We start from the raw sequence: 14,151 nt of genomic DNA, 5'->3' as shown, positions 1-14,151 counted from the left end.
TACGTGGTTAGTTATGATCTCCGCACGGCGGAAACATCGGCTGACTATCAGCGGATTCACAATGCGCTTAGATCGGGCGTCGATTTCTGCTGGCCGCTGCTCTCATTCTGGATCATCCAGACACCCCTGAGCCCTCGGGGTGTCATCAATGCCCTGCTTGGAGTTGGTGCGATTGATGACAATGATGGAATAGTCGTTTTGGAAATCACTGGAGTAGGTGATTTCAGACGCTTGGATCACCAACAAGCTATTTCTTGGCTCGATAGTCGCCTCATACGCCAATAAAAAGCCGCCGCCGGGGGTGCCCGGCGACGGCTTTGTCTTTCGGCAGCGGGGAAGATCAGACGATCTTCGCGCCCTCTTCGAAGGGCAGGCGCGGCAGGCGGTCGAACACCTTGGACGGCTCGCCATGGCCGAGCGCGCAGATGAAGTTGGTCTTGATCTTGGTGCCGGCGAAGAATGCCTCGTCCACGGCCGGCGCGTTGAAGCCGGACATGGGGCCCACATCCAGGCCCACCGCGCGGGCGGCAAGGATCAGATAGGCGCCCTGAAGCGAGGAATTGCGGAAGGCGTGCGGCTCCACCATGCCGGGGTTCTTCAGGAACAGATCCTTGAAGCCGGGATTGTGCGGGAACAGCTGCGGGATCTTCTCGTAGAATTCCAGGTCATAGCCGATGAGCGCGATCACCGGCGCCGCCATGGCCTTCTGGTTGCCTTCGGACAGCAGCGGCTGCAGGCGGGCCTTGGCTTCCTCGGACTTCACGAAGACGAGGCGGGCAGGCTGGGTGTTGGCCGAGGTGGGGCCGTAGACATAGAGGTCGTACAGCGCCTTCAGCTCGGCGTCCGTCACCGGCTCCGAGGTCCAGCCATTCTGCGAGCGCGCCTTCAGGAACAGCGTGTCGAGCGCTGCCTGATCGATCTTGTAAGTCATGGGAAAGCCTTCTGGAATTGACTTTAGGGAAGGGTGCCGGGGAGGACACCGCTTGGGCAATGGATGTAGACCCGTGGGCGGCTGGGGCAAGCCGCTGCGGTGCAAAATTCGTATGCATCAATGCAAAGAGACAAGAGGTTTCCTGCAAGTAACTTGCGGAACAGGCGCCTTTCCATCACCGGAAGCGATCATTCCCCACGCCAATTGATGAGCGCTGCGGGGCGAAGCGGTCTATGGTTCCCGCACTGATTTGTCGCCGTGCCGAAGAGTGACCATGACAGCCGTTTCGCGCCTTGCGCCCGCGTCCGCCGATCCCGCCCTCGCCGCTTCCAGCGACCGCATGCTGCGGCAGGTGGCCGCCCATGTGGCCGCCTTGCCGCAGAGCGGCATCGTCGAGGTGGTCAATTATGGCCGCACCCGCGAGGGCATGATCCCCATGTGGGTGGGCGAGGGCGACCTGCCGACCCCGTCCTTCATCTGCGATGCGGCCGCCGAGGCGCTGCACGGTGGGCAGACCTTCTACACCTGGCAGCGCGGCATCCCGGAGCTGCGCCAGTCCATCGCCCGCTACATGTCGAAGCTCTACGGCATTCCGGAAACGCCGGAGCGCTTCTTCGTCTGCGGCTCGGGCATGCAGGCCATCAACATCGCCTTCAACATCGCGCTGGCCGCCGGCGACGAGGTGATCATCCCCACGCCCGCATGGCCGAACGCGGCCGCCGCCGCCATGACGCGCGGCGCCAAGCCGGTGTTCGTGCCCTTCGGCTATGATGAGCAGACCGGCTTCTCGCTGGATTTCGACCGCATCGCCGATGCGATCACCCCGCGTACCCGCGCCATCTTCCTCAACACCCCGGCCAATCCCACCGGCTTCGTGGCCAGCCGCGAGGATCTCCAGACCATGCTGGACCTCGCCCGCGCCAAGGGGCTGTGGATCGTGGCCGACGAGATCTACGGCCGCTTCTATTATGGCGAGGAGGGCCGGGCGCCGTCCTTCCACGACATCATGGAGCCGGACGACCACATCCTGTTCGTGCAGACCTTCTCGAAGAACTGGGCCATGACCGGCTGGCGCATCGGCTGGATCGAGGCCCCGCCCGCGCTGGGCCAGATCATCGAGAACCTCGTGCAGTTCTCCACCTCCGGCGTCGCCCCCTTCATGCAGCGCGGCGCCATCGCGGCGCTGGAGCAGGGCGAGCCCTTCGTCGCCGAGCAGATCGCCCGCGCCCGCAAGGGCTGCGATCTGGTGGCCGACCCGCTGATCGCCACCGGCAAGGTGGACCTCGTGAAGCCGAAGGGCGCCTTCTATCTGTTCATGTCCGTGCCCGGCTATGACGACGTGAGGGCGCTGGCGCTGCGGCTTGTCGACGAGGCCAATATCGGCCTTGCGCCCGGCACCGCCTTCGGCCCCGGCGGCGAGCGCTTCCTGCGCCTGTGCTACGCCCGCGGCGAAGCCCAGCTCACCGAGGCCACGAAACGCCTCGTCACCTGGCTCGAACGCCAGAACTGACGGGATGGCGGCCGGGCTGGACCTGCGGCGGCTTCAGGCCGCCGTCCTCACCGTCGTGCTCGGTGGAGCGGGCGGGGCGCTGTTCGCCTGGCTCGATCTGCCGGCGCCCTGGATGTCCGGCGCGCTGGTGGCGACCTCCATCTGGGCGGTGGCGGGAAAGCCGCTCGCCGTGCCGGACCCGCTGCGGGGTCTTACCTTCGTGGTGCTCGGTGCCTCCATGGGCGGCGCGCTTACCCCGGATGCACTCAAGCAGGCGGCCGCATGGCCCATCAGCATGGCCTTCCTTGCGCTCAGCGTGGCGGCGGTGGTGGCTGGCTGCACGCTCTATTTCCGCCGCATGGCCGGCTGGGACATGGCGACCGCCCTCTATGCCTCCGCCCCCGGCGCGCTCTCCGCCGTGATCGCCATGGCCGAGACCACCACCGCCGACATGCGCAAGGTGGCCTTTGCCCAGGGGGTGCGGCTGTTCCTGCTGGTGGCGGCGCTGCCCAACCTGCTGCATGCGGCGGGCCTTGAGCCCGGCGTCACCCCCGTGCCGCCGGAAGACGGGCCGTGGCTCGGCATCGCCTTGCTGCTGCTGGCGAGCGGGGCGGCGGGCCTCGTGTTCGAGTGGCTGAAGGTGCCGGGCGGGCTGCTGCTGGGCGCCATGGGCGGCAGCGCGGCGCTCCATCTCACCGGCCTCAGCACGGCGCATATTCCGGCGCTGATGCTCATTCCCGCCTTCGTGGTGCTGGGCACCACGGTGGGCATCCGCTTCGAGGGCACGCGGTTTGCCACCCTGCGCGAGAGCGTCATCGCCTCTCTGGGCGGCTTCGCCGTGGGCATGGCGATCTCGGTCGCCTTCGCGGTGGCGGCGGCGGCCGTGACCGGCGAGGACACCGGCAAGATGGTGACGGCCTTCGCCCCCGGCGCGCTGGAGACCATGACCGCGCTCGGCTTCGCGCTGGGCTATGACCCCGCCTTCATGAGCGCGCACCACCTGTTCCGATTCACCGGCCTGTCCATCGCCCTGCCGCTCTCCGCGCACCTGCTGTTCTCGCTGACGCGGGGCGAGCGGGAACGGACGGACGAGATCAAGCAGCCGGGGGAGTGACGTAGCGGCAGCCTCGGTTGCGTCCACACGTCCTTGTGCATCAACGCTTTGTGTAGGGAAGACCGCTTGCCACGGAGGGGCGACGCACGGCACATGCCGCGCCGCAGCACGACGCCGGGGAAGCTTCCCTCTTTCCGGGCAGTTGACGTTGCGGACATCCGATGGGCTCAATTCAAGGCCGGCCCTGCCGTCAGTGACCCACTCATCGCGTGAAACCCAACAACATGCGGCCCGCAACAAGCGACCCATACCAAGCGGTGCTTGGGGCCTCGAACGAAAAGGTTGAAGATCATGCAAGCTCTGGACGATCTGGCGCGCCTCGTGGGCCGGCTGTTGGTAGCCGCCCTGTTCCTGCCCTCGGGCGTCGGCAAGGCGATGAATCTGGCTGGCTTCACCGGCATGCTGGCCGGCAAGGGCGTGCCCTTCCCGGAAATCCTGGCCATCCTGGGCGCCGCCGCCGAGATCGTCGGCCCCATCCTGCTGATCCTCGGCCTTGCGCCGCGCATCACCGCCGTGGTCGTGGGTGGCTTCTGCCTCGTGGCGGCGCTGATCTCGCACAACTTCTGGACCTTCACCGATGAGGCGGCCCAGCTCGCCCAGCGCACGCAGTTCCTGAAGAACGCGGCCATCACCGGTGGCATGATGTTCTACTTCGTCTCCGGCTCCGGCCGCTTCTCGCTGGGCAACGGCAAATACTGACGCCCCCATACGAAAACGGCCCGCCTCACGGCGGGCCGTTCTGTTTCAGAGCCGAACAGGCTCCATCAATGAGTTGGAATCCGCCGGAGCCTATTCCGCCCCGTAGCGATGCAGACCCGCACCGTTGGCCCGCAGCCACGCCTCCGCCGCACGGCGCTCGGGATAGATGCTCTCCACGAGGCGCCAGTAGCGCGGTGAGTGGTTCATCTCCAGCCGGTGGCAGCATTCATGGGCGGCCAGATAATCCAGCACCCAGCCGGGCGCGAGGATCAGCCGCCACGAATAGGACAGGTCGCCGTCCGACGAGCAGGAGCCCCAGCGGCTCGACGTGTCGCGCAACGTGATGCGGCCGATCTCCACCTTCAGCGCGGCGGCATGGCGCCGGCTGGCCTCGGTGAAGTCCGCCTTGGCGAGGCGCTTGAGATAATCCGCCACCCGCCGCGCCACATGCGGCTCGTCGCCGGCCACGCACAGCAGCTTCTCGCCGTCATCGCTCTCGGCTTCCCAAACCGTGCCGCGCGCCTCGGGCACGTGGCAGATGCGGTGCGGTTCGCCGCGTAGCGGAATGATGGCGCCATCCACGAAGGGCACGCCCTCCGGCAGCCGCCCGAGGCGCACGCGCACCCATTCGCGGTGGCGCTGCACGAAGGTGGCGGCGGCGGCATAGGAGACGTGCGGCGGGGCGGTGAGCGTCACGTCGCGCGAGGCGGCGCGCACGCGCAGCGTCAGGCGCTGCGCTGTGGGATGGCGGCGGATTTCGACTTTCAGCGTTTCGGCGTCCAGCGCCAGTTCCACCCATTCGCCGCCACGGGGCGGACGGGGTGGAGGCGGGGGCGGCGTGTCACGTCGGCGGAACAGCATGTCCGGCAACCCCTCGGACGCCCTCATGGCGCCCGGCCCATCAAGAGAGCAACGAACTCCACGCACCCGGTTGAAAAGGCCGGGCGGTGGAGCCTCGCAGATTCGCTTGCAATCTTGGTCGGTTTCCGGCCGCCCCGCCACTCACAATTGTTGCCCCGGCGGGGGAAATGCGGGGATGGGGAGGGGTGCGAAGGATGACGTAGGGGGAGGCCGGTGCCTGTTTCGAGCAGGACGACATCTTCCTCACAAAGCAACGTCATACCCGGGCTTGTCCCGGGTATCCACGCGGTTCCGCTGTGATCAGTTCTCGGAGGTCTGCACCGTCGGCACGGCGTGGATGGCCGGGACAAGCCCGGCCATGACGGTTGTTCTGTTTAAAGAGTGGCAGGGAACACCCCACCAGCTCAGCCCTTGCGGGGGCGCTCCTGCGAGAGGATGAAATCCTGGATGCGCGGCTGGATCTCGGAGCGGAAGCGCGAGCCGTTGAACACGCCGTAATGGCCCACGCCCGGCTGGAGATAATGCGCCCGTTTCTCCTCCGGGATGTGCGGGCACAGGCGATGGGCCGCCTGCGTCTGGCCGACGCCGGAAATGTCGTCCTTCTCGCCTTCCACCGTCATCAGCGCCACGCGCGAGATCGCATCGGTGCGCAGCTTCTCGCCATGGTGCAGCATCTCGCCCTTGGGCAGGGCATGGGTGATGAAGACGCTCTCCACCGTCTCCAGATAGAATTTCGCGTCGAGATCCATGACCGCGAGATATTCGTCATAGAACTCGCGATGCTTCTCGGCGCTGTCGCCATCGCCCTGCACCAGATGGCGGAACAGGTCGTAATGGGCCTTCAGGTGCCGATCCAGATTCATGGACATGAAGCCGGTCAGCTGCAGGAAGCCCGGATAGACATTGCGCATCGCCCCCTCGTGCGGCCACGGCACCTGGGTGATGACGTTGCGGCGGAAGAAGTCGATGCCCTTGTCCATGGCCAGCTGGTTCACGGCGGTGGGATGCTCGCGCGTGTCGATGGGGCCGCCCATGAGGATCATGGACTTGGGCGTATAGGGATCCTGCTCCATCTCCATGCGCGCCATGGCCATCATCACCGGAACCGCCGGCTGGCACACCGCCAGCACGTGGCAGTCGCCGCCGAGGTGGTGGAAGATGGAGATGAGGGTGTCCACGTAATCATCGAGGCCGAAGCTGCCGGCGCTCAGGGGCACGGTCTTGGCGTCGGACCAGTCGGTGACATAGACGTCGTGATTGGGCAGGAAGGCTTCCACCGTGCCGCGCAGCAGGGTGGCGTAATGGCCGGACATGGGCGCCACCACCAGCAGGCGCGGCTGCGGCCGGCGCGGCGGATGGGTGAATTCGCGCTCGAAATGCAGCAGCCGGCAGAAGGGGCGCGACCACACCTCATTGATGTGCACGGGCACGCGGGTGCCGCCCACCAGCGTGGTGTCGAGACCCCATTCCGGCTTGCCGTAACGGCGGGTGGTGCGCTCGAACAGCTCCAGCGCGGCGGCCATGGACTTGCCCATGGTGGTGTGGGCCACCGGATTCATGGGGTTCTGGAACATCAGGCGGCTCATGCCGGCCATGGCGCGCGACGGGTTCAGCGCCGCATGGCTCATCTCGTACATCCAGTACAGCGGCGAGGACTGGAGCGCGATGTCGTCTTCCTCCTGGCGGACGGAGCCGACGAATTCACCAATGACAGCCATGGGGTTTCCTTGTCTCTTCCGCGATACGCAATTGCGCCCCGTGCGGATTGGGGGACCCCACGGGATGCAGGACGCGCGATTGCGGAAAGGGGCGCCTTGCCTTTGTTCTGTTCAGTCTCGTGTCACTGTCCTGTACGCACGGGCCGGTCCGCGGTGCCGATCGTTCACGGCCATGTGCGCAGCCATCAAATGCGCAATCATCAAATGCGCTGGTAGCAGCGGCGTGCCTTCATGGCCAGCAATGGCTCCCCCCTGGGCCGAAGACTAGCCCGGCGTTGCGGGAGGTCAATTACGACCAAAGACGGGGCCGCGTATCAGCAGGAAGGTGAACAGTCATGGCTTGCCCAAGGCTGGCGGCGCGGTGAATAAGGCGAGAGAATTACATCCATGCAGCATCCTTTCACGCCGCCCACCCGTTCACTGGGACTTCGGCTGGACACCCTCATCCGCCTGCGCTGGCTGGCGGTTGCCGGTCAGTTGGCGGCTCTTGTAGTTGTCTACGTTCTGCTTCGCTTTCCGGTTCCCATGCTGTGGTGCCTCGCAGTGGTGGGATTGTCGGTGCTGGTTAACGTAGTGCTGCGGCTGAGATTTCCCGGCGCCCGCCGGCTGGCCGACCATGCGGCCGGGCCGCTGCTCGCCTATGACGTGCTCCAGCTCACCGCCTTGCTTTATCTCACGGGCGGCCTTTCCAACCCGTTTTCACTGCTCTACCTCGCCCCGGTGATGATCTCGGCCACCGGCCTGACCTGGCGCACCACGGTGACGCTCGGCTGTTTCGTGGTGGCCTGCGCGGGCCTCGTGGGCCTCTGGCATCTGCCCTTGCCCTGGGCCGGCGTGCTCACCCCCACCATGCCGGACCTGTATCTGGCCGGCGTCTGGGTGGCGGTGACGGTGTCCGTGGCCTTCATCGGCATGCACTCGTGGCGGGTGGCGGAGGAAGCGCGCGAACTGGCCGATGCGCTCGCCGCCACCGAACTGGTGCTGGCCCGCGAGCAGCATCTCTCCCAGCTCGACGGCCTCGCCGCCGCCTGCGCCCATGAGCTGGGCACGCCGCTCGCCACCATCGCCCTGGTGGTCAAGGAGCTGGAACTGGCCACCAAGCCCGACGACCCGCAGGCGGAAGACATCCTGCTGCTGCGCGATCAGGTGCGGCGCTGCCGCGATATCCTGCTCAAGCTCACCTCGCTCGGCTCCGGGGACGCCCCGTTCGACCGCATGCCGCTGTCGCTGCTCATCGAGGAGGTGGTGGAGCCGCATCGCAATTTCGGCGTGGAGCTGGCGGTGGAACTGCCCGTGGACCGCACCGGCGAGCCGGTGCTCGACCGCAACCCCGGCGTCATCTACGGCCTCGGCAATCTGGTGGAGAATGCGGTGGACTTCGCGCAGGGGCGCGTGGAGATCCGCGCCAGCTGGACGCCGGACCGCATGGAGCTGCTGGTGCGCGACGACGGGCCGGGCTTCGCCCCGGAAGTCTCCGACCGCATCGGCCTGCCCTATGTGACCAGCAGAGCCCGCACCAAGACCGATGGCGATGGCGACGGTGAAAGCGGGCTCGGCCTCGGCTTCTTCATCGCCAAGACCCTGCTTGAGCGCACCGGCGCCACCCTCCAGGTGGAGAACCGCCCGGCCCCCGAACATGGGGCGGAAGTGCGGATTTCATGGAACCGCAAGGCCCCTGCCGCGGAGGTGATCGATACAACCCTTGCGTCACATCAACGCATGGCGCCTGCTACAGGCGCAAAAACGAACTGAGCCATTTCGAAACTGCCCGACCGGCAGGAAAAAAGCCCACAGGAACCCGTGACATGTCCGACATGCAGATCCCCGAAGCCGCCGTGGAGCGGTCCGTCCTCATCGTCGACGACGACCGCGCCTTCCTCCAGCGCCTCGCCCGCGCCATGGAAACCCGCGGCTTTCAGGTGAGCACCGCCGAGAGCGTGGCCGAGGGCCTGACCCAGGTGGAACAGGCCGCCCCGGCCTATGCGGTGGTGGACATGCGGCTCGGCGACGGCACTGGCCTCGACGTGATCGAAGCCCTGCATCGCCACCGCGCCGATGCCCGCGCCATCGTGCTGACCGGCTATGGCAACATCGCCACCGCCGTGACCGCCGTGAAGATGGGCGCCGTGGACTATCTGGCCAAGCCGGCCGACGCGGACGACGTGATGGCCGCGCTGATGGCCAATGGCGACCACAAGCCCACCCCGCCGGAAAACCCCATGTCCGCCGACCGCGTGCGGTGGGAGCATATCCAGCGCGTGTATGAACTCTGCGGCCGCAACGTCTCCGAGACCGCCCGCCGCCTCTCCATGCATCGCCGCACCCTGCAGCGTATCCTCGCCAAGCGCGCGCCGCGCTGATCGTGACATCCGCCCAATTGCCCACCCCCGCCGCCCCAGCGGGCGGGGCCGACCGCGAGGCCGTGGAAGCGGCGCTCAAAGCCGCCGGTGGCCCGGTCGCCTTCTCCGGCTGGATGCTGCACGGCGCGGACCTGTCCGCCCTCGATCTTTCGGGCTGCGTCTTCGAGCGCTGCCGTGGACCGGGCGCCGACTTTTCGTCCTGCGATCTCACCGAGACGGCGTTTCGCGGCTGCGATTTCAACAATGCGTCCTTCCACCGGGCGAAACTCGCCTCGGCCAGCTTCACCGAGAGCAAGCTCACCGGCATCCAGATCGTCGCCGCCTCCACGCTTGGGCTGACCTTTGCCCGCTGCCTGCTGGTGAATGCGCAATTGCGCGGCCTGTCCTTCCGCAAGATGGATCTCGACGGGCTGGACTTTCAGGATGCCGATCTGTCCGAGGCGGACTTCCGGCTGGCGGTGCTCACCGGGTGCAATCTGCGCGAGGCCAATGTCACCCGCGCCCGCTTCGAGGGGGCGGACCTGCGCGGCGCCGATCTCGGCGGCCTGAAGCTGGCCGACGCCGGCCGCTTCCGCGGCGCGCTCATCTCCAAGGCGCAGGCAGCGGACCTGTTGAGCGGGCTCGGGCTGAAGGTGGGGTGAGGGGGCGACTTCCCCCCACACGCCCGTCAGATCACGCCCAGCAGCCGCCACCAGCCATAATCCAGCGGCACCAGCACCAGAAATGTCAGCCCGGCGCTCGCCAGTGAGAGCCGGGTGGCATCGGCGAGGCGGACCTTGCCCAGTTCCATCGCCACGATGATCGGCGGCGCCTGATAGGGCAGCACGACGGTGGAGAAGGCGATCACCTGCGTCAGCACCACGGCTTCCAGCGAGAAGCCGGTGGCGGCGGATAATTCCTTCGCCATGGGGGTGAGCAGAGCGGGCACGCCATTGGCGGTGGCCGCCAGCGACACGACGCTCGCCAGCGCCACCAGCAACCCGAAATTGCCCGCCGGTGCATCGGGCGCGAACGGCATGAGCGCCGCCAGCCGATGGCCCAGCACATCGCCGACGCCGGTGACATTCACGGTCGCCACGAGACCCAGCAGCGCCGCCACATAGAAGATGGTGCGCATGTTGATCTGGTTGAACGCCTCGGGCGGCAGCACGCCGAGGCCAGGCATCAGGCAGAGCGCCGCCCCCGCCACGCCCACCCAGGCCGGGGAGATGTGGTGCAGGCTGTCGCTCATCCACAGCGCCAGCGTCAGCAGCAGCAGGCCGGCGAGCCGCTTCTCCGCCGCGCTCCACGGGTTGGAGGCCACGACGTCCGGCGGCGTGCCGTCGAGCCGATCGGGAAACAGGCGCACGATCAGGACGATCAGCAGCAGGCCCTTCGCGAGCCCCACCACCGGCGCATGCAAAGCGAGATAGGGCAGATAGCCGAAATGCAGGCCGTAGAGCTGCTCGGCGGCGCCGGTCATGACCAGGTTCGGCACATTGGCGGGCAGGATGGACGCCGATAGCAGGAAGGTGCCGAAGCCCACCGCGAGGATGACGCCCGTGCGCCCCGGCCGGCCGGGCCCGAGGCCGATGCGGTCGCACAGGGCCAGCATGATCGGCACCAGCAGGGCGATGCGGCCCATGTTGGAGGGCATCACGAAGGACAGGCCATAAGCGATGGCGATGATGCCGGCGATCAGGCGCGGATAGGAGCGCGAGAGCGGCACCGCCAGCGCGGAGGCGATGCGCGCGGCAAGGCCGGTGCGCGCGATGGCAAGACCCACCACCATGCCGGACAACACCAGCCAGAAGGCAGACGCCGCGAAGCCCGAGAACACCACCGGCGGCGGCACCACGGCGGTGAGGGTTGCGAGCGCGAAGAACAGGAAGCTGGTGACGATCTCCGGCAGCGCCGCGCTGGCCCACAGGCCCATGCACAAAAGGCCCATGGCGGCGCCGAGCGCAGTGCGCGGCGCAAGGCCCAGCATGGGGCCGAGGGCATAGAGCGCACCGGAGGCGAGGAGCAGGAGGCCGGGGACGATCCAGAAGCCGGGACGGCTGGCGGCAGGGATCGCGGACATCAGGCACCTCTCGACGGCCCGGCAGCGGGACGGCTTTGCCTATCGCGTTTCCGGGCCGGAATACATCGGGTGCTCAGTATCCAGAGCCCGCTCAGCCGCCGGCGGCTTCGGCCTCGGCGGCGCGGACTTCGTCCACCAGATACTGGTTCCAGATCGCCTTGTCGCCCATGCCCGAGACGAACTCGCGATTGACGGCGATCTCTTCCGCCGTCAGGCGCGGGGGCAGGGGGACGGGGCGCTGGCGGGCAGCCACCACATCCACCACCAGACGCGGCGCGCCGTCCTCATCATCCGCGAGCCCCACCAGCATGGCCTGCCGGCCGCCGAGCAGTTCGCTATAGACCTCGGCCAGCAGCTCGGAATCCAGCAACGCGCCGTGCTTCACGCGGCGCGAGGCGTCGATGCCGTAGCGCTTCATGAGGTCGTCGAGCTTGGCGGAGGCGCCGGGATGCTTGCGGCGGGCGAGCGCCACCGTATCCACCACCCGGTCACGGGCGATGGGCGTGCGCTCCATGCGGGCGAGTTCGGCATTCAGGAAGCCGATGTCGAACGCCGCATTATGGATGACCAGCGTGTCCTCGCCGATGAAGTCGAGGAAGCCGTCGGCGACCTCCGCGAACTTCGGCTTGTCGGAGAGAAACTCCTCCGAGAGCCCATGCACCGCGAAGGCTTCCGCCGGCATGTTGCGCTCGGGGTTGATGTAGACGTGGTAGGTGTTGCCGGTGAGGATGCGGTTGACCATCTCCACGCAGCCGATTTCCACCACCCGGTCGCCCTTGCTGGCTTCGAGGCCCGTGGTTTCGGTATCGAGAACGATCTCGCGCATTTTTAAACCTACCCTTTGTTCCCGCGTCCGGGCCCGGAGAGCCCTCGCAGCAGGCTGTCCACCTGATGCCGCGCGGCCGGAAAACCCCGTCCCGTATCGATGATGAAATGCGCCCGGCGGCGCTTCTCCGCATCCGGCATCTGCCGCTTGAGGATGGCCTCGAACCGCTCCGGGGTCATGCCGGGGCGGGCGAGCACCCGCTCCCTCTGCACCGCTTCGGGCGCGGAGACAACACAGATCGCATCCATGCCCTCCGCCCGTCCCGCCTCGAACAGCAGGGGGATGTCCAGCACCACCAGGCGGGCATTGGCCTTACGGGCCTTCTCCAGAAAGGCAGTCTCGCGCGCCCGCACCAGCGGATGCACGATGGCCTCCAGCCTGTGCATGGCCACGGGATCATCCAGCACGCGCTTTGAGAGTTCGGCGCGGTCGATGACGCCATCCTGCGTCACGCCGGGAAAGGCCTCTTCCACGGGGGCCACGGCCTCGGCGCGATACATGGCGTGGACGGCGGCGTCCGCATCATGCACCGGTACGCCCGCCTCCCGGAACAGGCCCGCCGTCGCGGACTTGCCCATGCCGATGGAGCCGGTGAGACCGATGATCCACATGGCTTAAGCCTCCAGTTGGCCCTTGGCGCGCAGGTCTTCCACAATGAGCGCACGCAGGCCCGCGTCAACGGTCGGCCGCACGCCGAACCAGCGCTCGAAGCCGGGCACCGCCTGATGCAGCAGCATGCCGAGCCCATCCACCGTGCGCAGCCCCTGTGCCTTCGCGGCCTTCAGGAGCGGCGTCTCCAGCGGAACATAGACCACATCCGACACAACCGCCGAGGCGCGCAGCGCGGAGAGGTCGAGATCCAGCGGCGGCTGGCCCTTCATGCCGAGCGAGGTGGTGTTCACCAGCACATTTGCATCGCGCAGGAAACCGGGCACCCGGTCCCAGCCCACGGGCAGCACCTTCGGCCCGAAATGCGCCGCCACCGCCTCGGCCCGCGCGAGGGTGCGATTGGCCAGCACCACCTTGTCGAAGCCGCGCTTCAGCAGGCCATAGATCACCGCGCGCGATGCCCCGCCGGCACCCAGCACCAGAGCGGTGGAGGTGTCGACATCCCAGCCGGGAGCGGAAGCATCCAGATTGTCGATGAAGCCGGGAGCGTCGGTGTTCGCGCCGCAGAGCTTGCCGTCTTCCAGCCAGAGCGTATTGGCGACGCCCAGCGCGCGGGCCACCTCGTCCGCCTCGTCGAGCGCGGCGAAGGCGGTCTCCTTGTGGGGAATGGTGACGTTGCAGCCCGCAAAGCCATGCTCGGCGAAGCGGGCATAGAAATCGGCCGCTTCCTCCGGGGGCACATCGCGATACCCGTATTCGCCTTCTATGCCGTGCTGCTTCAGCCAGTAGCCATGCACGAGGGGCGAACGGGAATGGACGACCGGATGGCCGGTGATGACGACGCGCTTCACGTTACCCAGCCCTCGCTGCGGAAATAGGCCAGCACCTTCAGCAGGGGCAGGCCAAGAATGGTGAAATGACTGCCCTCGACAGCCTCGAACAGCTGCACGCCGTGGCCTTCGATCTGGTACGCGCCGACGCTCGAGATCACCTGTGGGCCGGCCTCGGCGAGGTAGCTGTCCAGAAAGTCCTCGGACAGATCGCGCATGACCAGGCGGGCGCTATCCACATCCTCGAACAGCACCTCCTCGTCGCGCACCACCGCCACGCCGGAATGCAGCACATGGGCGCGGCCGGAGAGTTTCCGCAGCTGATCGCGGGCGGCATCGAGGTCCGCGGGCTTGTGCAGAACACCGCCGGCCACCGCCAGCGTCTGGTCCGCACCCAAAACCACGCGGCCGGGCACAAGGCGGGAGGCGGCCAGCGCCTTCTCGCGCGCCAGCACGCGGGCCACATCGTCCGGCGCAGCGCCGGACCGCACGGCCTCGTCTTCCACGGCCCGCTCATCCAGCTCCACCGGACGCGCCTCCACCCTGAGGCCGGCATTGCGCAGCATGTCCAGCCGGGCAGCGCTGCGCGAGGCGAGCAGGAGCGGATCCGACGCGCGCCAGAGGCTCATACGCAAACCCTCCCCGTGGCCCG

14 protein-coding genes are annotated in these 14,151 nt (G+C 67.4%); 6 read left to right on the top strand and 8 right to left on the bottom strand.

Annotated features, from left to right (window positions below):
• Window positions 1–340: 340 nt before the first annotated feature.
• Complete coding sequence (locus tag IEW24_RS19655) at window positions 341–931, bottom strand: malonic semialdehyde reductase (RefSeq protein WP_188581809.1); 591 nt, start codon at window positions 929–931, stop codon at window positions 341–343.
• A 340-nt stretch (window positions 932–1,271) separates the two neighbouring features.
• Between IEW24_RS19655 and IEW24_RS19650 the strand changes: the two genes are divergently transcribed.
• The 3 genes from IEW24_RS19650 to IEW24_RS19640 all read left to right on the top strand — a co-directional run bounded on the left by IEW24_RS19650 (window position 1,272) and on the right by IEW24_RS19640 (window position 4,233).
• Window positions 1,272–2,441: a pyridoxal phosphate-dependent aminotransferase gene (locus IEW24_RS19650; protein WP_188582119.1), complete on the top strand. Its 1,170-nt coding sequence runs from the start codon at window positions 1,272–1,274 to the stop codon at window positions 2,439–2,441.
• 4 nt (window positions 2,442–2,445) lie between these two features.
• Window positions 2,446–3,534: an AbrB family transcriptional regulator gene (locus IEW24_RS19645; RefSeq protein ID WP_188581807.1), complete on the top strand. Its 1,089-nt coding sequence runs from the start codon at window positions 2,446–2,448 to the stop codon at window positions 3,532–3,534.
• Window positions 3,535–3,825: 291 nt separating this feature from the next.
• Window positions 3,826–4,233 (top strand): DoxX family protein, encoded by a 408-nt coding sequence (locus IEW24_RS19640; protein WP_188581805.1) that lies wholly within the window; start codon window positions 3,826–3,828, stop codon window positions 4,231–4,233.
• 90 nt (window positions 4,234–4,323) lie between these two features.
• Here the strand turns inward: IEW24_RS19640 and IEW24_RS19635 are convergent, their stop codons facing one another.
• Together IEW24_RS19635 and IEW24_RS19630 are read right to left on the bottom strand one after the other, a co-directional pair.
• Window positions 4,324–5,094, bottom strand: a complete 771-nt coding sequence (locus tag IEW24_RS19635) for a M48 family metallopeptidase (protein WP_188581803.1) — start codon at window positions 5,092–5,094, stop codon at window positions 4,324–4,326.
• 404 nt (window positions 5,095–5,498) lie between these two features.
• Window positions 5,499–6,812, bottom strand: coding sequence for a polyhydroxyalkanoate depolymerase (locus IEW24_RS19630; RefSeq protein WP_188581801.1), 1,314 nt, complete (start codon window positions 6,810–6,812; stop codon window positions 5,499–5,501).
• A 387-nt stretch (window positions 6,813–7,199) separates the two neighbouring features.
• On the opposite strand from IEW24_RS19630, the gene IEW24_RS19625 reads away from it, so the two are divergent.
• From IEW24_RS19625 to IEW24_RS19615, 3 genes are read left to right on the top strand one after another with little or no spacing between them, the layout of a single operon-like run.
• On the top strand, window positions 7,200–8,564 hold the full coding sequence (locus IEW24_RS19625) for an ActS/PrrB/RegB family redox-sensitive histidine kinase (RefSeq protein WP_188581799.1): 1,365 nt from the start codon (window positions 7,200–7,202) through the stop codon (window positions 8,562–8,564).
• A gap of 53 nt (window positions 8,565–8,617) precedes the next feature.
• Window positions 8,618–9,172, top strand: a complete 555-nt coding sequence (locus IEW24_RS19620; RefSeq protein ID WP_188581797.1) for an ActR/PrrA/RegA family redox response regulator transcription factor — start codon at window positions 8,618–8,620, stop codon at window positions 9,170–9,172.
• A gap of 2 nt (window positions 9,173–9,174) precedes the next feature.
• Window positions 9,175–9,813, top strand: a complete 639-nt coding sequence (locus IEW24_RS19615; RefSeq protein WP_210324255.1) for a pentapeptide repeat-containing protein — start codon at window positions 9,175–9,177, stop codon at window positions 9,811–9,813.
• A gap of 26 nt (window positions 9,814–9,839) precedes the next feature.
• Here IEW24_RS19615 and IEW24_RS19610 read toward each other — a convergent pair whose 3' ends face one another.
• The 5 genes from IEW24_RS19610 to IEW24_RS19590 all read right to left on the bottom strand — a co-directional run bounded on the left by IEW24_RS19610 (window position 9,840) and on the right by IEW24_RS19590 (window position 14,128).
• The gene (locus IEW24_RS19610; RefSeq protein WP_188582117.1) at window positions 9,840–11,141 is read right to left on the bottom strand and encodes an SLC13 family permease; all 1,302 of its coding nucleotides are present in this window, start codon (window positions 11,139–11,141) and stop codon (window positions 9,840–9,842) included.
• A 184-nt stretch (window positions 11,142–11,325) separates the two neighbouring features.
• Window positions 11,326–12,060: a DNA polymerase III subunit epsilon gene (gene dnaQ / locus IEW24_RS19605; protein WP_188581796.1), complete on the bottom strand. Its 735-nt coding sequence runs from the start codon at window positions 12,058–12,060 to the stop codon at window positions 11,326–11,328.
• A gap of 8 nt (window positions 12,061–12,068) precedes the next feature.
• Window positions 12,069–12,671 (bottom strand): dephospho-CoA kinase, encoded by a 603-nt coding sequence (gene coaE / locus IEW24_RS19600; protein ID WP_188581795.1) that lies wholly within the window; start codon window positions 12,669–12,671, stop codon window positions 12,069–12,071.
• A gap of 3 nt (window positions 12,672–12,674) precedes the next feature.
• Complete coding sequence (locus IEW24_RS19595) at window positions 12,675–13,520, bottom strand: shikimate dehydrogenase (protein WP_188581793.1); 846 nt, start codon at window positions 13,518–13,520, stop codon at window positions 12,675–12,677.
• Window positions 13,517–14,128 carry a Maf family protein gene (locus tag IEW24_RS19590; protein WP_188581791.1) on the bottom strand — a complete coding sequence of 204 codons (612 nt, stop codon included), beginning with the start codon at window positions 14,126–14,128 and terminating at the stop codon, window positions 13,517–13,519. Before IEW24_RS19590 ends, IEW24_RS19595 begins: the two co-directional genes overlap by 4 nt.
• Between the last annotated feature and the right edge of the window lie 23 nt (window positions 14,129–14,151).

Origin of the sequence: Azorhizobium oxalatiphilum (assembly GCF_014635325.1) — a bacterium.
Lineage (GTDB): Bacteria > Pseudomonadota > Alphaproteobacteria > Rhizobiales > Xanthobacteraceae > Azorhizobium > Azorhizobium oxalatiphilum.
Note: the sequence above shows the minus strand (reverse complement) of the source record. Positions and strands in the feature narration are given on the sequence as shown.

Bases quoted from the DNA above. Each gene is read 5' to 3' on its own strand.
- IEW24_RS19645 (WP_188581807.1), top strand. From the start codon at position 2,446: ATGGCGGCCGGGCTGGACCTGCGGCGGCTTCAGGCCGCCGTCCTCACC.
- dnaQ (WP_188581796.1), bottom strand. From the start codon at position 12,060: ATGCGCGAGATCGTTCTCGATACCGAAACCACGGGCCTCGAAGCCAGC.
- IEW24_RS19635 (WP_188581803.1), bottom strand. From the start codon at position 5,094: ATGCTGTTCCGCCGACGTGACACGCCGCCCCCGCCTCCACCCCGTCCG.
- IEW24_RS19620 (WP_188581797.1), top strand. From the start codon at position 8,618: ATGTCCGACATGCAGATCCCCGAAGCCGCCGTGGAGCGGTCCGTCCTC.
- IEW24_RS19590 (WP_188581791.1), bottom strand. From the start codon at position 14,128: ATGAGCCTCTGGCGCGCGTCGGATCCGCTCCTGCTCGCCTCGCGCAGC.
- IEW24_RS19650 (WP_188582119.1), top strand. From the start codon at position 1,272: ATGCTGCGGCAGGTGGCCGCCCATGTGGCCGCCTTGCCGCAGAGCGGC.
- IEW24_RS19655 (WP_188581809.1), bottom strand. From the start codon at position 931: ATGACTTACAAGATCGATCAGGCAGCGCTCGACACGCTGTTCCTGAAG.
- IEW24_RS19630 (WP_188581801.1), bottom strand. From the start codon at position 6,812: ATGGCTGTCATTGGTGAATTCGTCGGCTCCGTCCGCCAGGAGGAAGAC.
- IEW24_RS19625 (WP_188581799.1), top strand. From the start codon at position 7,200: ATGCAGCATCCTTTCACGCCGCCCACCCGTTCACTGGGACTTCGGCTG.
- coaE (WP_188581795.1), bottom strand. From the start codon at position 12,671: ATGTGGATCATCGGTCTCACCGGCTCCATCGGCATGGGCAAGTCCGCG.
- IEW24_RS19640 (WP_188581805.1), top strand. From the start codon at position 3,826: ATGCAAGCTCTGGACGATCTGGCGCGCCTCGTGGGCCGGCTGTTGGTA.
- IEW24_RS19610 (WP_188582117.1), bottom strand. From the start codon at position 11,141: ATGCTGGGCCTTGCGCCGCGCACTGCGCTCGGCGCCGCCATGGGCCTT.